Genomic DNA, 15645 nt, shown 5'->3' with positions numbered 1-15645 from the left:
TTTTGAGCCGACTGACGGGACAGGCTTAGCCGGTCAGGGGCCGGAAGACCGGCCGGGCCCAGCCGGGCGGTTCGGGAGGCGCGCCGGGGCCCATCGAGGCTCCCATGGCAGGGCGGTCCACCCGCGTCGGAGGGTGGTCCCGCGCCGTGCCGCCCGTGGCCGCGGCCCGCAGCGCGGCGGTGAACGCGAGGCAGGAGCCGTACCGGTCCTCGGGGCTCTTGGCCAGCGCCCGTCCGAGGACGTCGTCGAGGGCCGCGGGGACGCCGGGGCGTTTCTCCGTCAGGCGGGGCGGCTCGTCGTACTGGTGGGCCCAGAGGAGGGCGATGTCGTCGTCGCGCTGGAACGGCGGCCCGCCGGCCATGGTCTCGTAGACGACGCAGGCGAGGCTGTAGACGTCGCATCTGCCGTCCACCGGGCGGCCCGAGATCTGCTCGGGAGCCACGTAGTCGAGGGTCCCGACGAACTGGCCGACGGTCGTGAACCCGGTCAGCGAGAGCGACTTCTTCGTGAGGCCGAAGTCCGTGAGGTACGCGTGCTCCGGGTGATCGCTGTCCGTGCCCTTGGCCACGAGGATGTTGCCGGGCTTGACGTCGCGGTGGACGAGGCCGTGGTCGTGGGCCGCGTCGAGCGCGGACGCGACCTGCGTGGCGATGCGGAGGGCGGCGCTGACGGAGAGGGGGCCCGCGTGGTCGAGGAGGTGCCGCAGATCGCGGCCGGGGACGTACCGCATGGCGATATAGAGCACGCCGTCCGTCTCCCCCGCCTCGAAGACCGGCACGATGTGCGGGTGCTCGATCGCGGCGGCCACGCGCGACTCATGGGTGAAGCGCTGCCGGAAGGTGTCGTTGCGTGCGAGCTCGGGGGCGAGCAGCTTGAGGGCGACGGTCCGGTCGAGGCGCAGGTCCTTGGCGCGGTAGACGACGGCCATGCCGCCGCGTCCGATCTCGTCCTCGACCCGGTAGTCCGCGATCTGCTTCCCGATCAGCTCGGAGGGCCGGCCGGAGTGCGGGCTCGGGCCGCGTTCGCCCGGGGCGGGTACGGGAGCGGCGGGCACCCGTGCGGAGCACATCAGGCATCACCGGGTCGTTGGGGCGGATCGGAGTCGTCCGTCTCGGGCGGAAGGAGCGGGGCGGGGCGCCCGCCGTGGGGAGCGGTTCGTCCGCCGGGCGGAGCGGCGGCCTGTCCGGGGTCGGCCACGACCTCCACCAGTTGCGTCTCCTCGGGCTCCGCCCTCTGCGGCGGCTCGACCTCCACGATCCGCGTCGGCTCGGGCCCGGCCGCTTCACCCTCCACGCTGGGGCCGCCCCCCGCCGCGTACGTACTGAGCTGTGTCCCGTCGCAGTACACCCACCGCTCGTGTTCGGCGTCGTAGAGCCAGACCGACTCGCCCTCCACGACCACGCCCACCCGCATCCCGCGCGTCCTGCGCCGGAAGGACTCCCCGTCGACGCCGCCCTCCGCCAGCTCCTGCGCCGCGCGCCGGTAGCGGCCCAGGGTGTCCTCGGTCCTGGACAGGAGCGGCCCGGGGTCGGCCGTCCGGGTCAGGGGGCCGCCCGCGCCCGGCGGGTCCCGCGGTACGGCGACCAGGAGCCTGCCGTCGACCCACGCCGACCACCCGTTGGCGCAGACGATCCGGCCCCAGTCGCCGAGCCGGTCGACCAGTTGTACGGGCAGCAGTGCGTCGAGCGGGGCCGTCGGGCGCCGCACGTCCGGCGCCTCCCAGGCGGGCAGCCCGTCCTGGGGGACGACATGTGTGGGGCGGAACTCCGCGGTGGTCATCGCTCGCGCTCCTACTTCCGCATGACGGCGGGTTCGTGGCGGCGCAGCAGCCTGGCGACCGCGTACCCGAAGACGGCGGAGAGGGCCACCAGCATGCCCAGGTCGAGCAGCCAGACGCCCAGGGAGTGGCGGAACAGCGGGTCGGTGGTCAAATCGCCGGGGACGATCCTGCCGAGGCCGATGGTCCCCGCCATGGCGCCCAGCGCCCAGCGGGACGGCACGAGCCACGCCAACTGCTCGACGCCCGGCACCCCGTTCAGCTTGAGGAGCGCGCCGCAGAACACCACCTGGACGATGGCGAGGAGCACGAGCAGCGGCATCGTCACCTCTTCCTTGCGCACCAGCGCCGACACGAGGAGTCCCAGCATCATGGCGGTGAACGCGAGCAGGGCCACCGCCAACGTGACCTCGACGAGCGGTGGCAGGACCACGCCCTTGCCGCCGGGGGCGTTGAGGTCGACGCCGAACAGGGCGACCAGGGTCAGCACCACGGCCTGCAGCACGGTGATCGTGCCGAGGACGACGACCTTCGACATCAGGTACGCCGATCTGGAGAGCCCGACGGCCCGTTCCCTCCGGTAGATCACGCGCTCCTTGACCAACTCCCGTACGGCGTTGGCCGCGCCGGTCAGGACGCCGCCCACACAGAGGATGAGCAGCGCGTTCATCGCCGTCTCCTGCGTGAGCTTGCTCCCGGCGAGCGCACGCGCCATGGCGCCCATCACGAACGGCAGCGCGATCATGATCGCGAGGAAGGTCCGGTCGGCGCCGAGCGCGGCCGCGTAGCGCCGTACCAGCGTGCGCAGTTGGGATCCCCAGCTCTGCGCCTTCGGCGGCGGCGCGAAGGAGACGGGCGGGGCCGCGCCGCTCCGCGCGCCGCCCGGGAAGGGCTGCGCGGAGGAGTTGGCGATGTACTGCTGGTGGAGGGGCGAGCCCCGGTACTCCTCGGCCCAGTCCCGGTCGTGGTCTCCTTCGAAGGCCTCGAACGCCTCCGGCCACTGGGTGAAGCCGAAGAACGGCAGCGCGTCCTGCGGCGGCCCGTAGTAGGCGATCCTTCCGCCCGCGGCGAGCACCAGGAGCCGGTCGCACACGTCGAGGCTGAGCACGCTGTGCGTGACGACGATGACCGTGCGGCCGTCGTCGGCCAGGCCGCGCAGCATGTGCATCACCGAACGGTCCATGCCGGGGTCGAGGCCGGACGTCGGCTCGTCGAGGAAGAGCAGCGACGGCTTGGTGAGGAGTTCGAGCGCGACGCTCACGCGTTTGCGCTGGCCGCCGGAGAGGCTGTGGATGGGCTGGTCGACGCGTTGTTCCAGGCCGAGTTCGCGGATGACCTCGTCGACCCTGGCGCGGCGTTCCGCCTTCTCGGTGTCCTGGGGGAAGCGGAGTTCGGCGGCGTATCCGAGGGCGCGGCGCACGGTCAGCTGGGCGTGCAGGATGTCGTCCTGCGGTACGAGACCGATGCGTTGGCGGAGCTCGGCGTAGTCGCGGTAGAGGTCGCGGCCGTCGTAGAGGACGGTGCCGTCGTCCGCGGGGCGCAGCCCGGTGAGGGCGTTGAGCAGGGTGGACTTGCCGGCGCCGCTGGGCCCGACGACGGCCAGCAGGCACTTCTCGCCGACGGGGAAGGAGACCCGGTCGAGGAGCGTCTTGCGCCCCTTGTCCACGGTGACCGTCAGTCCCTGGACGTCGAGCGACACCTCGCCCGTGTCGACGTACTCCTGCAGTTCGTCGCCGACGAGGCAGTACGCGCGGTGGCCGACGCCGATGATGTCGCCCACCGCGACCGGGGCGCGGGCCACCGGCTGGCCGTTGAGGTAGGTGCCGTTGTGGCTGCCGAGGTCGACGATCTCGTACGTGCCGTCGGCGAGCACCCTCAGTTCGGCGTGCCGACGGGAGACCACCAGATCGTCGACGACCACGTCGTTGTCGTCGGCGCGGCCGATGCGGACCGTGCGGGAGGGCAGCGGGCGTACGGACGTCGGCTGCCGGAAGGTGCCCGTGGCCGAGGGGATGCTGACGGAGGAGGGCCGCCCTGCGTCGACCGGCAGGGCGGCGACGGGCTCGGGCGGGGCGCGGCCGACGAGCACCGCGCGGGGGCCGTCCGTGACGCTGCCGAACCGGATGACGCTGCCCGGTCCGATGTCGCCCTCCTGGACGCGCCGTCCGTCGGCGTACGTGCCGTTGGTGCTGTGCTCGTCCTCGATCGTCCAGTGGTCGAGCTCGGCGTGCAGGACGGCGTGGTGCCAGGAGACGCGGGCGTCGTCCATGACGATGTCGCTCAAGGGGTCGCGCCCCACGTGGTAGTCCCGGCCCGGACTCATCACCGTGGAGCCCGAATCGGTCTCCAGGACGAGTTCGGGCGCGGTCGACGCCATGGACCGCGACTCTCCCATGCCCGAATTCTACCCATTTGGGGGACGGGTCGCCTGGGCGGGAGCAGACTGCGTCGAATATGCGCGGTTCCGCGCGGACGGCTAATTCCGCGGGACGGCTAATTCCGCGGGACGGCTAGTTCCGGGTGGACGGCTAGCTCCGCGTGGACGGCTAGCTCCGCGTGGACGGCTGGTTGCGCAGTGAACGGTTCAGCCGCCCGAGGGCCCGGCGGATGTGGCTCTTCACCGTGCCGAGCGGCAGCCCGGTCCGCTCGGCGATCTGCACCTGGGTGAGGTCCTCGAAGAACGCGAGACCGAGGACGTGCCGTTGGGCCGCGGGAAGCTTCGCGAGCTCCTGGCCCAGCAGGACGCGGTCGAGCGCGGCGTCGAGGTGCGCCTGCGGCACGGGGTCGGCCTCCGCGGCGGCGCGCCCCCGGTCGACGACCTCGCCGCGCCGCGCGCGGGCCGAGAGGGCGTCGACGGTCTTGTGCCGGGTGATGCCGACCAACCAGGCGGAGACGGGCCCGCGCTCGGGCCGGTAACCGCGCCGGCCCCGCCACGCGGCGAGGAACACCTGCTGGGTGACGTCCTCCGCCTCCCTCGGGTCGCCGAGGGAACGGACCGCGAGCGCGTAGACCAAGGAGCCCCAGCGGCGGTAGAGCGCGGTGAAGGAGTGCTCGTCCCCGCGGGCGAGGCCCACGGAGAACTCCTCGCGCGCGTGCGCCTCTTCGGCGTCACCGGCCCGCCCGCCGAACGCGGCGTCGCCCGCCCGCCCACCGAGCGCGTCCGACGTCCGGCCGGTGCCGGCCTGTGCCGTTGCGGTCATGTGCGTCGCCCTCCAGCCGAGTCCTGCGCGGCACCGGCACAGTGGTACGGCGAGCCGGTCGCGCCGGTCGTCGCGGGCCGTCCACCTGCGCGCCGGTGCACGCCCGCCGCCCTCTCCCGTGCCCCCCAACCTCACGTCCACGCCGCCCGGGACGCAATGTGCGTCGTTTGCGCGTCGCCTGTGCGTCTTGTGCGTCGGACGGGGCCGATGACCCCGAACGGCCGTACGCCTCCCGTTCGGCATCCGGCCTGGTCCGTGCATCCGTCGGCCGCTTCCGCAGGGAAGTGGTCATGTGAACCAGTGGCCCGTTGCGGTCATGATCGGCCGAGGACGGCCGTTACGGGCGCGGAGCAGCCGAAGGAGACGATCGTGGCCACGGACGGACAGCCGGCCGAAGAGCCCTTGCACTGTCTGGTCACCGGGGCGTCCGGATACATCGGCGGGCGTCTGGTGCCGGAACTCCTGGCGGCGGGCCACCGCGTGCGCTGTCTGGCCCGCTCCCCCGGCAAACTGCGCGACCTGCCGTGGGCTGGAAAGGTCGAGACGGTCAAGGGCGACGTGACCGACGCCGAGTCCGTCGGGGCGGCGCTGGACGGGATCGACGTCGCGTACTACCTGGTGCACGCCCTCGGTTCCGGTTCGGGGTTCGAGGAGACCGACCGTCAGGCGGCCCGGATCTTCGCCGAGCAGGCGCGGGCCGCCGGGGTGCGCCGGATCGTCTACCTGGGCGGCCTGACCCCGCAGGGCGTACCGGAGCGGCGCCTCTCGCCGCATCTGCGCTCGCGGGCGGAGGTGGGGCGGATCTTCCTGGACGGGCCGGTACCGGCCACCGTGCTGCGGGCCGCCGTCGTCATCGGTTCCGGATCGGCCTCGTTCGAAATGCTGCGCTATCTGACCGAGCGGCTTCCGGTCATGGTCACCCCCAGCTGGGTGCAGACCCGCACCCAGCCCATCGGTGTGCGCGACGTGCTGCGCTACCTCGTCGGGTCGGCCGGCATGCCGGCCGACGTCGACCGGGCCTTCGACATCGGCGGCCCCGACGTCCTCACGTACCTCGACATGATGCGCGGATACGCGGCCGTCGCCGAACTGCCGCGGCGCCTCATCCTGCCGGTCCCGGTGCTGACCCCGAGCCTGTCCAGTCACTGGGTCGGCCTCGTCACGCCGGTGCCCGCCTCCATCGCCCGGCCGCTCACCGAGTCGCTCCGGCACGAAGTCGTCTGCCAGGAGCACGACATCGCCCGGTACGTGCCGGACGGCCCGGGCCGGCCGCTGCCCTTCCCCGAGGCGCTGGCCCTGGCGCTGCGCAGGGTGCGGGAGGCCCAGGTGGCGACGCGGTGGTCGTCGGCGTCCGTGCCGGGGGCGCCCAGCGACCCGCTGCCCACCGACCCGGACTGGGCGGGCGGCAGCCTCTACAAGGACGAGCGGGAGCTCACCGTCGACGTGTCGCCCGACCGGCTCTGGAAGGTCATCGAGGCGATCGGCGGCGACAACGGCTGGTACTCGTGGCCGATCGCCTGGGCGGTCCGGGGCTGGCTCGACCGGTTCGTGGGCGGGGTCGGGCTGCGCCGCGGGCGCCGGGACGCGGAGCATCTGCGGGCCGGTGACTCGCTGGACTTCTGGCGGGTGGAGGAGATCCAGCCCGGCCGACTGCTGCGGCTGCGCGCGGAGATGCGGCTGCCGGGCCTCGCGTGGCTCGAGATGTACGCGGAGACCGACGAGCAGGGCCGCACCCGCTACCGCCAGCGCGCCCTGTTCCACCCGCGCGGGCTCCTCGGCCACGCCTACTGGTGGTCCGTCGCCCCGTTCCACTCCGTGGTGTTCGGCGGCATGGCCCGCAACATCACCGAGGCCGCCGCGAAGGGCCGCAGGCCGGGTGGCCGGGGCTGACGGCCCACGCCTGCGGGCGGCCCCGCGAGGAGGGGCCGCGCGGGGTGGGACGCCGCCATGAGGCTCACGCCGGTGGCCCGCCGTGTGGCGTTCGGCCGCTCGGGCCGCCGGGCGGGCAAAACTGCCGGAGCCGCATCCGTATCGGGGTCGGCGGCGGAACCAAGGGTGTGCAGGTGATCGGCGACCGAGAAACCGAGAAGAGGCAGTGCATGCTTGGACTGCGGCCGACCGCCGCCGAACCGGCCGAAACCGCCGGGCCGGTCGGCACATCACGTACCGCCGACGACACGCCCCGTACCGCCGACGGCACACCACGTACGGCAGAAGGCACTCCACGTAGGGCCGAAGGCCCACCACGAACGGCAGAAAGCACTCCCCGTACGGCCGAAAGCCCACCACATACCCCCGAAGGCACTCCCCGTACGGCCGAAGGCCCACCACGTACCGCCGACGGCACACCCCGTACCGCCGACGGCACACCCCGTACGGCCGTCGACGCCGCCGAGGCTGTGGAGGCGGTGCTCACGCGGGTGCTCGATGCCTCGGCGCGGTGGGCCCGTGCCGTCGACCCGGTGTTCGCCGAGGACGTCGCCGACCGGCTGGCCGCGTTCGTCCTGCGCGGCGGGAAGCGGCTGCGCTCCGCCTTCGCGTGGTGCGGGTGGCGGGCCGCGGGCGGTTCGGGGGACCCGGAGGCCGTCCTGCACACCGCCGCCGCCCTCGAACTGGTCCAGGCGTGCGCCCTCGTCCACGACGACGTGATGGACGGATCGCCGCTGCGCCGGGGTGCGCCGGCCGTGCACGTCCAGTTCGAACGGCTGCACCTGGCCGCCGGAATGGGTGGACCGCCCCGGACCTTCGCCGCCTCCGCCGCCGTGCTCACCGGCGACCTCGCGCTGGCCTGGGCCGACGACCTGCTGACCGAGACCGCGCTCACCTCGCCCCACGGGGCCCGGCTGCACACCGAATGGCGGGCCATGCGGAGCGAGATGGTCGCGGGGCAGTACCGCGACCTGCACGCGCAGGCGACCGGCGCGACCGGTCTCGACGACGCGGAGGCCATCGCCACGCTCAAGAGCGCCCTCTACACCGTCGCCCGCCCCCTGGCGCTGGGCGCCCTGACGACCTGCGCCGACGAGCGGACCCTGGAGGCGCTGCGCGCGGCGGGGCGGTGCGCGGGCCTTGCCTTCCAGCTCCACGACGACCTGGCCGGCGCGTTCGGCGACCCGGCCGAGACGGGCAAGCCGGCCGACGACGACCTGCGCACGCGCAAGCTCACCTACCTGCTCGCGGTGGCCCTCACCCTCGCCGAGGCGTCCGGCGACGCGGCCGCCACCGCCGCCCTCGCGCCCGGCGCCGACCCCTCGCCCGCCGCGGTGGAGCACATGCGGCGGGCCCTGCAGGAGACCGGGGCCCGCGCGGTGGTGCACGCCAAGATCGTGGAACTGGCGGCCCGGAGCCGCCGCCACTTCGCGACGACCGGCGCGGACCCCGCCGTACAGCGGGAGTTCGCGGACCTGGTCGAGCGCGCCGCAGGCCTCGTACAGCACCGCGCGGAGCAGGTCCGATGAGGACCGTGAGCGGGCCGACCGACCACGTCGTGGTGGTCGGCGCCGGGCTCTCCGGCCTCGCCTGCGCCCTGCACCTGATCGGCGCGGGACGCAAGGTCACCGTGGTCGAGCGGGACGCGGGGCCCGGCGGCCGGGCGGGACGGGTCGAGCTGGACGGGTACCGCCTCGACACCGGCCCCACCGTGCTGACCATGCCGCACCTCGCCGACGAGGCGTTCGCCGCCGTCGGCGACAGCCTGCACCGGCGGGTGGAGCTGGTGGCCCTGCACCCGGCCTACCGTGCGTCCTTCGCGGACGGCACCTCGCTGGACGTGCACACCGACGGCGAGGCGATGGAGGCCGAGGTGCGGCGCTTCGCCGGTCCCGCGCAGGCGGCGGGGTACCGCAGGCTGCGGCGGTGGCTGGAGCGGCTCTACGCGGCCCAGATGGGGCGCTTCATCGACACCAACTTCGACTCGCCGTTCCAGCTGCTCCACCCCGACCTGGCCCGGCTCGCGGCGCTCGGCGGCTTCGGCAGCCTGGACCGCCGCATCGGCAACTTCCTCTCCGACCCGCGGCTGCGCCGGGTCTTCTCCTTCCAGTCCCTGTACGCGGGGGTCGCCCCGGCCCGCGCGCTCGCGGCGTACGCGGTGATCGCCTACATGGACACCGTGGCCGGGGTCTGGTTCCCCCGGGGCGGCATGCACGCGCTGCCCCGTGCGATGGCCGACGCGGCCGGGGACGCCGGTGCCGACCTGCGCTGGTCGGCACCGGCGAGCGCGCTGGAACGGTCGGCGGGCCGGGTGCGCGCGGTGCGCCTGGCGACGGGCGAGCGCATCCCCTGCGACGCCGTGGTGCTCTCCTGCGAACTCCCGTCCGCCCACCGGCTCCTGGGCCGCGCGCCCCGGCGCCCGGTGGCGCTGCGCCACTCCCCGTCCGCGGTCGTCCTGCACGCGGGGACCGACCGCACCTGGCCCCAACTCGCCCACCACACCCTGTCGTTCGGGGCCAAGTGGGCGGAGACCTTCGACGAACTGACCCGTACGGGACGGCTGATGAGCGATCCGTCCCTGCTGATCACCCGGCCGACCACCCACGACCCCTCCCTCGCCCCGCCGGACCGGCACCTGCACTACGTCCTCGCGCCCTGCCCCAACACCGCCGTCGGCCCCTCCCCCACCACCTGGCGGGAGCTGGGTCCGCGCTACCGCGACGAGCTGGCGGCCGAACTGGAGCGGCGCGGCCTCACGGGCTTCGGGGCCAGCGTCGAGAGGGAGTTGCTGGTGACCCCGTGGGACTGGGCCGCGCAGGGGCACGCCGCGGGGAGCCCCTTCTCCGTCTCGCACACCTTCGCGCAGACCGGCCCGTTCCGGCCGCGCAACCTGGTGCGCGGGGTCGACAACGTCGTCCTCGCAGGCTGCGGCACCACCCCGGGCGTGGGCGTCCCGACCGTCCTGATCTCCGGAAAGCTGGCCGCCGCACGCGTGACCGGTGCCGGGACCGCGAAAGGCCGCCGATGACCCGTCGCGAACTCGCCGCCGCCCGCATCACCGACCCCGCGCTGCGCGCCGCCTACGCCCGGTGCCGGCGGCTCAACGCCCGCCACGGCCGCACCTACTTCCTCGCCACCCGGCTGCTTCCCGTGGAACGCCGTACCGCCGTGCACGCCCTGTACGGCTTCGCCCGGTGGGCGGACGACATCGTCGACGACCTGGACCGGCGGCTGACCCCGGCCGAACGTGACCGGCTCCTCCTGGAGTTGGAGAGCGACCTCGCCCGGGGCCTGCGCACCGGTGGCGGCGAGGAGCCGGTGGTCCGCGCGGTGGCCGACACCGCGGAGCGGTACGCCATCGACCCCGCCCTCTTCTCCGACTTCCTGGTCTCGATGCGCAGCGATCTGAGCGTCACCGACTATCCGACCTACGCGGAGCTGCGGACGTACATGCACGGCTCGGCCGCGGTGATCGGGCTGCAGATGCTGCCGGTGCTCGGCACGGTGGTGCCCCGCGAGGAGGCGGCCCCGCACGCGGCGGCCCTCGGGGTGGCCTTCCAGCTCACCAACTTCCTGCGTGACGTCGGCGAGGACCTGGACCGGGGCCGCGTCTACCTGCCCGCCGATCTGCTCGCCGCGCACGGCGTGGACCGGCCGCTCCTCGAATGGAGCCGCCGCACGGGACGGCGCGACCGGCGGATCCGCGCGGCCCTGGTCGCCGCCGAGGCACTGACTCGGGGCGTGTACCGGGAGGCGGAGCCGGGCATCGCCATGCTCGACCCCCGGGTGCGGCCCTGCATCCGGGCCGCGACCACGCTGTACGGCGGCATTCTCGACGCGATCGCCGACCAGGAGTACGACGTGCTGCACCGCAGGGCCGTGGTGTCCCGTGCGCGCCGGGCGGCGACCGCCGCGGCCGGGGTCGCCCGCGTGATCGGCGCGCGGTGGCGGGCCCGCGCCCAGGGGTTCAGCCCGTCCGAACGTGCCAAGCCCCCGGAGCCGCACTCCCCGCACTCCCCGATCCCCCCGAGCTCTCCGAACTCCCCCGTGGAAAGGACCAGTCAGTGACCGGCCGACCGGAACGGGCCCGCTGGACACCTCCGTTGCAGCGGCGGCGCGGTCCCGGCTGGGCGGATCAGGCGCCCACCTGGCAGCAGGCGCGGCCCGCGCTGATCGCCGGCGCGCTCGACCGGGCCTCGGCGCGCCCCTCGGGCAACTGGTTCGTCGTCGGCGCCTCCCGTGACGTGCGCGCCGGGGGCCGGCCCTGTGGCCGGACGGTGGGCGGCGAGGAGGTCGTGCTGTGGCGTTCGGACAGTGGTGAGCTGCGCGCGGGGCCGGGGATCTGTCCGCACCTCGGGGCGCCGCTGCGCGACAGCCGGGTGGTGTGCGGGACCCTGGTCTGTCACTGGCACGGACTGGCCCTGAACGGCGGCCCGTTCGCCGGCTGGGAGCCCTATCCCGTCCATGACGACGGGGTGCTGGTGTGGGTGCGGCTGGACGCGGTGGGCGGCGAGGAGCCGTCGCCCCGGCCGATGGTTCCGGAGCGTCCGGCGCCGGGCAGCGGGGTGGCCTCGGTCTTCACGGCGGCGGGGCGGTGCGAACCGCAGGACGTGATCGCCAACCGGCTCGACCCGTGGCACGGCTCCTGGTTCCACCCGTACTCGTTCGTCGACCTGACGGTGGTCCGGGGGCCGGAGGGCGGCGCGGGGGACGCGGACGACGCCTTCGTCGTCGACGTGTCGTTCCGGGTGACGCGCCGTCTGGTCGTGCCGGTGCGGGCCGAGTTCACCGCTCCGGAGCCGCGGACCGTGGTGATGCGCATCACCGAGGGCGAGGGGGCGACGTCCGTGGTGGAGACCCATGCCACGCCGCTGACGGGCCCGGCCGCCGAGCGGCCGCGCACCGCGGTGGTCGAGGCGGTGGTCGCCGCGTCGGACCGGCGCGGCTTCGCGCTGGCCCGCGCCGCCGCCCCCGCGCTGCGCCCCCTGATGCGTCACACGGCGGGCCGGCTGTGGCGCGACGACCTGGCGTACGCGGAACGGCGCTGGGCGCTGCGCAGCACGAAACGCTTCCCGGGCTGAGCCGCGCCCCCAGATGACCCTTCCCGGGCTGAGCCTCACCGCGCAGGTGACCCGTCGTCACATCCCTTACCGCCGCCCGTGAACCACACCCCTCACGGGGTGCTCGCCAGGGATCCCAGGGCTCGCATCACGGCCGAGCGGCCCGTCCGTGGGACCGTCCACAGGGTCTGGCCCTTGACGCCGTGTTCGGCCAGCAGGGTGTTCGCCGCCAGGAAGCCGGTGGTGGCGGCGCGTTCCATCAGGGCGACCGGGAGGTCGCAGCGCACCACGTCGCCGGCCAGGGCCAGCCAGGGGTGGGGGCTGCGTACGGTGGGCCGCCGGCGGTAGGTGCCGACCGGGAAGAGGGGGCAGTCGGCGTGCCACTCGTGCCGGGCGTCGACGACGCGGGCCGCACGGGTCTCCGGGTACACCTCGTACAACTGCCGTACCAGGCGCCGCTCGACGTCGGTCCGCTGTTCGCCCTCCCCCACGGCGTAGGCGTGGAGTTCCACGACCGCGCCCCCGTTCCGTGAGGCCCAGCGGGCGGCCTCGTCCTCGTACCGGTCCAGGACGCTGACGTTGTCCAGGCCGCCGTAGCCGCTGGTGCCGAGGAACCCGGGCCGGTCGGCGCGGACCGGCCGGTCGAGCCAGAGCCGGCTGACGAGGAACGGCGGCGCGTTGCGCAGGGCCGCGATGTCGGCGCGCCAGGGCGGGGTGCCGAGGTCCGGCGAGTCGGCGACGAGCCGGCGCAGTCCGGCGCCGTCGAGGGCGAGGACCACCGCGTCGTACCGGTCGGCCGCCGCCTCGGTGCGCACCTCGGCCCCGCCGTCACGCGGACGCACCGTCTGCACGGGGGTGCCGGTGCGGATGTCCGCCCCGAGGCGCTGCAGATAGCCGCCGAGGGGCTCCCAGAGCGCCTGGGGGAAGGGCTCGTTCGGGACGTCGAAGAGGAGGCCCTCCGACGAGCCGAGGAAGTAGATGTGGAACATCAGGAGCAGTTCGGCGGCCGACAGTTGGCGCGGGTCGGCGAAGAAACTGCGCGAGAACACCTCGAACGCCAGGTGGTGCGCGGCCTCGGGGAAGCGGATGCCTTCCAGGAAGGCGGTGGCGCTGATCCCGTCGAACCGCTCGTACACCTCGGGTACGCGGACGTCGAGGAGCGGCAGCGCGGCGCGGGCGTCAATGGTGGCGAGGTCGCGCCAGCCGAAGGTGGGGCTCAGCGCGACGAAGCCGAGCGCGCTGAGCGGCGGCGTGCGCGGGACGCGGGCGAAGCTGTCGGTGAGGCCGCCGCTGTGCCGCAGGGGGTAGTCGGGCAGGGCGGTGAGCCGGGAGAGGTTGGGGTCGGTGCGCCGCAGCAGGCCCCGCAGGTTGTAGTACTGCCGGAAGAAGGCGTGGAAGCCGCGGCTCATGGTCGCCGCCGAGCCGTCCGCGAGCCGGATCCGCCGGCCCGCGAGCCGCCCGCCGAGCGCATCGCCGCTCTCGTACACGGTGACGCGGGCGCCGCGCTCGGCCAGCGCGGTGGCGGCGGCGAGGCCGGCGATGCCGCCGCCGATCACGGCGGCGCGGGGCGCGTCGCCGGGCGCGAACCGCGCGCGGCCGGGGATGGCCCGCAGCACCTCGGCCTTGCGGTCCCGGCCGCGGCGGGGGATGTCGTACGGGGTGTTCACGAGGCGCCCTCCGAGGCCGCGGCGGCGCCACCTGTGGCGAGGAAGGTGTGCACGATGCCCGTCTGCCAGCCGGCGACCGGGACGGCGCGCACGCCGGTGAAACCGGCGCGGGTCAGCCGGGCGGTGAAGTCGGGCACGGTGTCGAAGTCGAGGACGCTGCGCCGCAGATGGCGGTAGAGGGCGGCGTCGCCGCTGAGCGTGCCTGCCGGGATGATCACCGCGCGGCACACGGCGTTCCACAGGGCCCGGTGGGCCGGCACCCCGCTGAGGCTGTACTCGTGGACGGCGAGTCGGCCGCCGGGGCGCAGCAGGCTCCGGACGGCGGTGAGGACCTGGTCCGGGTCGGTGACGTTGCGGAACAGGTAGGCGGCGAAGACCGCGTCGAAGGGCCCGTGGTCCGCCGTGGCCAGCTCCTCGGCGCTCAGATGCAGGAAACGCACCCCGGCCGGCCACGATTTGGCGCGGGCCCGCGCCAGCATGCCCGCCGAGGCGTCGACGGCGGTGATGCGTGCCTCGGGGGCGGCCCGCAGCAGCGCGCGGGTCGACGAGCCGGTCCCGCAGCCCAGGTCGAGCAGGTGCAGCCCGGCACCTCGGCCGGGCATCCGCAGCCTGCGGGCCGAGCGGAGCAGGTCGGTCCGGTAGCCCGGGTTGAGGGCGGTGAGCAGGTCGTACGTGGGTGAGGCGGCGTCGAAGGCACGTGCGAGGTCGCGGTCGCGCAGCAGGGTCATCCGGGGCTCTCTTCGCTTCGGGGGCCGCCCGGTGCCGGGGTGAACCGGCGCGGCAGGAAGGGGAGTTCGACGGCGGTGCGGAGCATCGGCCCCACGGGGCAGCGCATCCCGATGCCCCACTCCTCCCACGGCGTGGTGGCACCGTCGAGGAAGCGCAGCAGCCGCTCCGCGGGGATGGTGCGGAACAGTCCGGTGAAGAAGTCGGGGCCGTCGATCCGCCCGGTGTCCAGGGCGCGCAGCAGTACGGCGTCCATGGCCAGCGCGCGGCGCCCGTGCGGCGCGGGCACGTCGGGGCGCCCGGCGCGCACGGCGGCGGCGATGGCCCGGCTCTGCCGCTGGACGGCGGCGAAGGTGTAGCCGGTGGCGGGGCGGGTGGCGCCGCCCGCGGCGCCGATGCGGTGGACGGCGGGCCCGGTCCGGCGCGGGAAGCGGGCGTCGGTCATCGGGATGACGCCCTGCTCGGCCGACTCGACCGTGGGCGTGCCGATGCGGAGGATGTCGCGGCAGTAGTGGGTGAGGTGCCGCTCGTACGCCTCGGTGGTGAGCGGGGTGCGGGAGAACTCGGTGTACTCGACGAGCGCCCGGTCGGGGGCGAGCGGCAGCACGTATCCGAAGGCGAGACCGTGGCGCGGCTGGGGGACGCGGAAGTCCATCAGGTCGGCGACCGCGGGGTCGAACCGGTCCGTGGCCGTGCGCACGAACCAGCCGCGGAAGTGCTGCAGCAGCCGGGTGCGGGCCGGTGGCAGGGCGCGCAGCGGGCGGGAGTCGAAGACGTGCCGGGCGCGCAGGGTCAGGGGGCGCCCGTCGGGGTCGGTGCAGCGGACCTCGGCGCCGCCGTCCACCGTGCGCACCGCGTCCGCCGTCGCGCGCAGCACTTGTGTCCCGGAGGATCGCGCCAGCCGTGCGTGCACGAGGCGTTCGAAGGGGCCCGAGCGCAGCATGCGGTAGCTCAGGGGTGCGGGATCGACGGTGATGGCGGTGCCGTCGGCGTCGTGCACCCGCAGCCGGGACCAGGTGGCGGTTAGCGCCGCGTCGAAGTCGCCGGTGCCCCGGTCCCAGTAGCACCAGGTGCGTTCGGCGGGCCGCAGCGGTCCGGTCGGCGGCTCCACCACGGTCACCGCGTCCGCGCCGGTCTCCGTCAGGCGGTACGCCAGGCTGAGTCCGGCCGCGCCGCCGCCGAGAACGACCACTCCCGGGGGCACGCATCGACTGTCCACGTCACACTCCGGATCGCAGGGGCACAGGGGCCCGCCGGTCCCGCTCCGGTGGTCCCGGCGTGCGTCT

Annotated in this window: 12 protein-coding genes; 5 read left to right on the top strand and 7 right to left on the bottom strand. The window is 74.6% G+C overall.

Annotation, left to right across the window (positions count from 1 at the left end; translation table 11 throughout):
* Positions 1-25: 25 nt before the first annotated feature.
* From ACZ6CV_RS27665 to ACZ6CV_RS27650, 4 genes are all read right to left on the bottom strand, one after another.
* Positions 26-1069, bottom strand: a complete 1044-nt coding sequence (locus tag ACZ6CV_RS27665; RefSeq protein WP_469253352.1) for a serine/threonine-protein kinase — start codon at positions 1067-1069, stop codon at positions 26-28.
* On the bottom strand, positions 1069-1779 hold the full coding sequence (locus ACZ6CV_RS27660; RefSeq protein ID WP_469253351.1) for a hypothetical protein: 711 nt from the start codon (positions 1777-1779) through the stop codon (positions 1069-1071). Before ACZ6CV_RS27660 ends, ACZ6CV_RS27665 begins: the two co-directional genes overlap by 1 nt.
* Before the next feature lie 11 nt (positions 1780-1790).
* The gene (locus tag ACZ6CV_RS27655; protein WP_469253350.1) at positions 1791-4172 is read right to left on the bottom strand and encodes an ABC transporter ATP-binding protein/permease; all 2382 of its coding nucleotides are present in this window, start codon (positions 4170-4172) and stop codon (positions 1791-1793) included.
* Positions 4173-4323: 151 nt separating this feature from the next.
* Positions 4324-4977, bottom strand: coding sequence for a sigma-70 family RNA polymerase sigma factor (locus ACZ6CV_RS27650; RefSeq protein WP_469253349.1), 654 nt, complete (start codon positions 4975-4977; stop codon positions 4324-4326).
* 369 nt (positions 4978-5346) lie between these two features.
* On the opposite strand from ACZ6CV_RS27650, the gene ACZ6CV_RS27645 reads away from it, so the two are divergent.
* The 5 genes from ACZ6CV_RS27645 to ACZ6CV_RS27625 all read left to right on the top strand — a co-directional run bounded on the left by ACZ6CV_RS27645 (position 5347) and on the right by ACZ6CV_RS27625 (position 11987).
* Positions 5347-6867, top strand: a complete 1521-nt coding sequence (locus ACZ6CV_RS27645) for an SDR family oxidoreductase (RefSeq protein WP_469253348.1) — start codon at positions 5347-5349, stop codon at positions 6865-6867.
* Positions 6868-7385: 518 nt separating this feature from the next.
* Positions 7386-8435 (top strand): polyprenyl synthetase family protein, encoded by a 1050-nt coding sequence (locus ACZ6CV_RS27640; protein ID WP_469253347.1) that lies wholly within the window; start codon positions 7386-7388, stop codon positions 8433-8435.
* Positions 8432-9934, top strand: a complete 1503-nt coding sequence (gene crtI / locus ACZ6CV_RS27635; protein WP_469253346.1) for a phytoene desaturase family protein — start codon at positions 8432-8434, stop codon at positions 9932-9934. Before ACZ6CV_RS27640 ends, crtI begins: the two co-directional genes overlap by 4 nt.
* Positions 9931-10974 carry a phytoene/squalene synthase family protein gene (locus ACZ6CV_RS27630; protein WP_469253345.1) on the top strand — a complete coding sequence of 348 codons (1044 nt, stop codon included), beginning with the start codon at positions 9931-9933 and terminating at the stop codon, positions 10972-10974. Before crtI ends, ACZ6CV_RS27630 begins: the two co-directional genes overlap by 4 nt.
* Positions 10971-11987: a DUF5914 domain-containing protein gene (locus tag ACZ6CV_RS27625; RefSeq protein ID WP_469253344.1), complete on the top strand. Its 1017-nt coding sequence runs from the start codon at positions 10971-10973 to the stop codon at positions 11985-11987. Before ACZ6CV_RS27630 ends, ACZ6CV_RS27625 begins: the two co-directional genes overlap by 4 nt.
* Before the next feature lie 92 nt (positions 11988-12079).
* On the opposite strand, the gene ACZ6CV_RS27620 is transcribed toward ACZ6CV_RS27625, so the two are convergent.
* The 3 genes from ACZ6CV_RS27620 to ACZ6CV_RS27610 are packed head-to-tail and all read right to left on the bottom strand — an operon-like array spanning position 12080 to position 15563.
* A complete protein-coding gene (locus ACZ6CV_RS27620) occupies positions 12080-13633 on the bottom strand; it encodes an FAD-dependent oxidoreductase (protein ID WP_469253343.1) in 1554 nt (517 codons plus the stop codon).
* Positions 13630-14361 carry a class I SAM-dependent methyltransferase gene (locus ACZ6CV_RS27615; protein WP_469253342.1) on the bottom strand — a complete coding sequence of 244 codons (732 nt, stop codon included), beginning with the start codon at positions 14359-14361 and terminating at the stop codon, positions 13630-13632. Before ACZ6CV_RS27615 ends, ACZ6CV_RS27620 begins: the two co-directional genes overlap by 4 nt.
* Positions 14358-15563: a lycopene cyclase family protein gene (locus ACZ6CV_RS27610; protein WP_469253341.1), complete on the bottom strand. Its 1206-nt coding sequence runs from the start codon at positions 15561-15563 to the stop codon at positions 14358-14360. Before ACZ6CV_RS27610 ends, ACZ6CV_RS27615 begins: the two co-directional genes overlap by 4 nt.
* Positions 15564-15645: the final 82 nt, after the last annotated feature.

This window comes from Streptomyces sp. NPDC041713, assembly GCF_055591085.1.
The sequence above is the reverse complement of the archived record's forward strand: the minus strand, read 5'-3'. Positions and strand labels throughout refer to the sequence as shown.

Bases quoted from the DNA above. Each gene is read 5' to 3' on its own strand.
- ACZ6CV_RS27665 (WP_469253352.1), bottom strand. From the start codon at position 1,069: ATGTGCTCCGCACGGGTGCCCGCCGCTCCCGTACCCGCCCCGGGCGAA.
- ACZ6CV_RS27660 (WP_469253351.1), bottom strand. From the start codon at position 1,779: ATGACCACCGCGGAGTTCCGCCCCACACATGTCGTCCCCCAGGACGGG.
- ACZ6CV_RS27655 (WP_469253350.1), bottom strand. From the start codon at position 4,172: ATGGGAGAGTCGCGGTCCATGGCGTCGACCGCGCCCGAACTCGTCCTG.
- ACZ6CV_RS27650 (WP_469253349.1), bottom strand. From the start codon at position 4,977: ATGACCGCAACGGCACAGGCCGGCACCGGCCGGACGTCGGACGCGCTC.
- crtI (WP_469253346.1), top strand. From the start codon at position 8,432: ATGAGGACCGTGAGCGGGCCGACCGACCACGTCGTGGTGGTCGGCGCC.
- ACZ6CV_RS27630 (WP_469253345.1), top strand. From the start codon at position 9,931: ATGACCCGTCGCGAACTCGCCGCCGCCCGCATCACCGACCCCGCGCTG.
- ACZ6CV_RS27615 (WP_469253342.1), bottom strand. From the start codon at position 14,361: ATGACCCTGCTGCGCGACCGCGACCTCGCACGTGCCTTCGACGCCGCC.